This is a genomic window from Acidisoma sp., assembly GCF_035492295.1.
Lineage (GTDB): Bacteria > Pseudomonadota > Alphaproteobacteria > Acetobacterales > Acetobacteraceae > Acidisoma.
Genome location: NZ_DATJJK010000235.1, coordinates 1 through 3159, shown reverse-complemented (window position 1 = coordinate 3159; position 3159 = coordinate 1). Strand labels below are relative to the sequence as shown.

Annotated in this window: 5 protein-coding genes; all 5 read left to right on the top strand. The window is 68.2% G+C overall.

All coding sequences use genetic code 11. From position 1 onward, the window contains the following. On the top strand, positions 1 to 198 hold a 198-nt coding region (locus VL752_RS17610), incomplete at its 5' end, for an SMP-30/gluconolactonase/LRE family protein (protein ID WP_325357168.1). Beyond that, positions 176 to 1252, top strand: coding sequence for a LacI family DNA-binding transcriptional regulator (locus VL752_RS17605; RefSeq protein ID WP_325357167.1), 1077 nt, complete (start codon positions 176 to 178; stop codon positions 1250 to 1252). The genes VL752_RS17610 and VL752_RS17605, both read left to right, overlap by 23 nt. Positions 1253 to 1317: 65 nt before the next feature. After that, positions 1318 to 2382, top strand: coding sequence for an MBL fold metallo-hydrolase (locus VL752_RS17600; protein ID WP_325357169.1), 1065 nt, complete (start codon positions 1318 to 1320; stop codon positions 2380 to 2382). A gap of 93 nt (positions 2383 to 2475) precedes the next feature. Further along, positions 2476 to 2661, top strand: coding sequence for a DUF4089 domain-containing protein (locus VL752_RS17595; protein WP_325357166.1), 186 nt, complete (start codon positions 2476 to 2478; stop codon positions 2659 to 2661). A gap of 6 nt (positions 2662 to 2667) precedes the next feature. Then, positions 2668 to 3159 (top strand): amidase family protein (locus VL752_RS17590; protein ID WP_325357165.1); only part of this gene is annotated, 492 nt, incomplete at its 3' end.

Below are 3159 nucleotides of genomic sequence, written 5' to 3'. Positions count from 1 at the left end.
CGCGCCGGCAATGTCTGGACCTCGGCGAATGAGGACGTCGCCTGCTACGCGCCGGACGGCACGTTGATCGGCCTTATTCCGATCGGCGAGACGGTGGCGAATCTCACCTTCGGCGGGGCCAAGCGCAACCGGCTCTACATCACCGCCAAGACCTCGCTTTACGCCATCTTCGTCAATGCCCATCCCCACGGCTGGTAAGCCGCAACAGCAACCGCAGCCGGAGATCCGCGCCCGCCTTCGCCCGCCGCCCAAGATGACGGATGTCGCGAAGCGGGCGGGGGTCTCGGCGATGACCGTCTCCCGCGCACTGAAGGTGGACGGCACGGTGTCGCCCGAGACCCGGGCGCGCATCCTCCAGGCGGTGGAGGAGTTGGGCTATGTGCTGGACCAGACGGCTGGCACCCTTTCCTCCAAACGCTCCGGCTTCGTCGCTGCCCTTATCCCCTCGCTCAACAATTCCAACTTCTCGGACACCGTGCGGGGGATCGAGCGGGCGCTGGAGGAGAGCGGCTTGCAGCTGTTGCTGGGTGCCACGGACTATGTGCGGGTGAAGGAAGAGCGGCTGGTGGAAGCCATGCTGCGCCGTCGGCCGGAAGGCATTATCGCGACGGGTAGCGACCATTCGCCCAAGGTGCGACGGCTGCTCGCGGCCGCCGGGGTGCCGGTAGTGGAAACCTGGGACCTGCCGGACAACCCCATCGATCATGTCGTGGGCTTTTCCAATGCCGAGGCGATGGCGGCGATGGTGCGGCGCCTGCACGAGAAGGGCTACCGGGAAATCGGCTTCATCGGTGGTGCGAGCCCCCGGGACAGCCGTGGCGCGGACCGCCTGCGCGGGTATGGGCAGGCGGTGGCGGCCCTTGGCCTGCCCGAGGGGCGCGCCATCTCCTTCGGCGAGCCGCCCATCACCATGAACCATGGGGGCGAGGCGATCCGCCGCATGCGGCAGGCCTGGCCGGAGGTCGATGCCGTCATCTGCGTGTCCGATCTTTCGGCCTTCGGCGCGCTCATGGAATGCCAACGCCAGGGCTGGCCGGTGCCCGGCCGGCTCGCCATCGCCGGTTTCGGGGATTTCGAGGTCGCGCGTTGCTGCCATCCCCGCATCACCACCGTCTCCGTCGACTCGGAGGGCATCGGCTTCGGCGCAGGCGGCCTGCTCTGGCGCTCGATCGAGGCGGCACGGGCAGGCACGCGGCTGCCGGCGGAGACGGTGCGGATGCCCTATGCGATCCTCGAACGGGAGACGACCTAGCCGAACCGGCGCGCCTTGCTACATTAGGGCTGATCGCGCCGCAGAAAGAGAATCGCTTGCCCGATATGCCGTTCAACCCGTCGTCGGACCATTTCGACGGGACCATCTTCTTCAATCCACCCAGCATGGCGCCCGAAAGCGGCGCCTCCGGATCGGACCAGATTCCCCGCTCTGACGCCCCTGTCGACGAGCCGGCCCTGGCCGGGGAGCGCCCGCGCGGCCGCAAGCGTGGTGGACTTGTCAGCATCATCCGCTGGCGTTTCCGCAAGGAGAGGACCATCTGGCCGCCGCTGCCGCCCGAGCCCAAACCAGCCGGAGACCCCCGCGCGCCCGTGCCTCCGGGCCATGCCGCGGTTACGTTCATTGGTCATTCGAGCTTTCTGGTCCGCCTTCCCGGCCTCACTTTCATGACCGATCCGGTTTTCAGCGACCGCTGTTCCCCGGTATCCTGGGCGGGGCCGAAGCGCGCCCGGCCGCCGGGCCGGCGCTTTGCCGATCTGCCCAAGCTCGACCTTCTGCTCATGTCCCACAATCACTACGACCACATGGATCTCCCGAGCCTGCGCGCCATCCAGCGGCGGGACGATCCGATGGTGGTAACGCCGCTCGGCAATGCCCGGCACTTAGCGAAGGCTGGGATGCATCGCGTCTTGGAAGGGGATTGGTGGCAGGAACTTCACCCGCGGGACGACGTGAAGGTCACCATTACCCCGGCGCGGCATTTCTCCGCCCGTACGCTGTGGGACCGGGGGCGCAGCCTGTGGGGCGGGATGATGCTGGAGACGGCAGGCAAACGCCTCTATTTCGCGGGCGATTCCGGCCATGGGCGGCATTGGGAGCAGATCGGCCAGCGTCTCGGGGCGCCGGATGTCGCCCTTCTTCCGATCGGCGCCTATGAGCCGCGCAGCATCATGGCACCCGTTCATGTCAATCCGGCCGAGGCCGTAGCGGCCCATCAAGCGCTCGGCGCCCGGCAATCCATCGGCATGCATTTCGGCACCTTCAAGCTGACAGACGAGCCGATCGACGCGCCGGAGCAGCATCTGGCCGAAGCCCGGGCCGAAGCCGGGGTAGAAGACGGGGCTTTCGTGACGCTGGGCTTTGGAGAGACGCGCTGCTTCTCGCTTTAACGCCTTGTCGGACCTGCGGGTGCCTTAGCCGCTGGCGGCCCGGCGCCGGCTGAGGCAAGCTGCCGCTGTTGCAGGTGCGAGGAGAACTGGGACATGGATGAGGGCTTCGATACGGCGACCTATGTGCGGATGGCGGCCGCCATGCAGGACCTCGGCCTCGACGAGGCCGAGCTTGCCCGGGTGACGGCGGCGTTCGATCTCGTGAGGCGCTTCGCCGAGCCCGCGCTCACCTGGCCGGTGGGGCCGGAGGTTGAGCCTGCACCCGTTTTCCAGCCCTGAGGTGCGATGATGACCCTTCATACCCAGTCGGCCACGGAGATCGCGGCCGCGATCCGCAGCGGCGAGGCAACGGCCACCGAGGTGGCGCGGGCAACCCTCGCGCGCGTCCGTGCGGAGGACGCGAAGGTGAACGCCTTCACCGCTGTCACGGAGGAACGCGCATTGGCGGATGCCGCCGCGGTGGACGCGGCCTTGGCCCGAGGCGAGGATCCGGGGCCGCTCGCCGGCGTGCCCTATGCGGTAAAAAACCTCTTCGACATTCAGGGGGTGGTGACCCTCGCGGGCTCCAAGATCGAGGCGGACAACCCGCCTGCCACGGCGGACAGTTTCGCGGTCGCCCGGCTGCGCGAGGCCGGGGGCGTCTGCATCGGCGCGCTCAACATGGACGAATACGCCTACGGCTTCACGACCGAGAACACGCATTACGGCCCGGCGCGCAATCCGCATGACACGGCGCGGAGTGCCGGCGGCTCTTCCGGCGGGTCAGGCGCGGCGGTC

Excerpts from the sequence above, each read along its gene's own strand:
- VL752_RS17600 (WP_325357169.1), top strand. The coding sequence starts at position 1,318 with ATGCCGTTCAACCCGTCGTCGGACCATTTCGACGGGACCATCTTCTTC.
- VL752_RS17605 (WP_325357167.1), top strand. The coding sequence starts at position 176 with ATGCCCATCCCCACGGCTGGTAAGCCGCAACAGCAACCGCAGCCGGAG.
- VL752_RS17595 (WP_325357166.1), top strand. The coding sequence starts at position 2,476 with ATGGATGAGGGCTTCGATACGGCGACCTATGTGCGGATGGCGGCCGCC.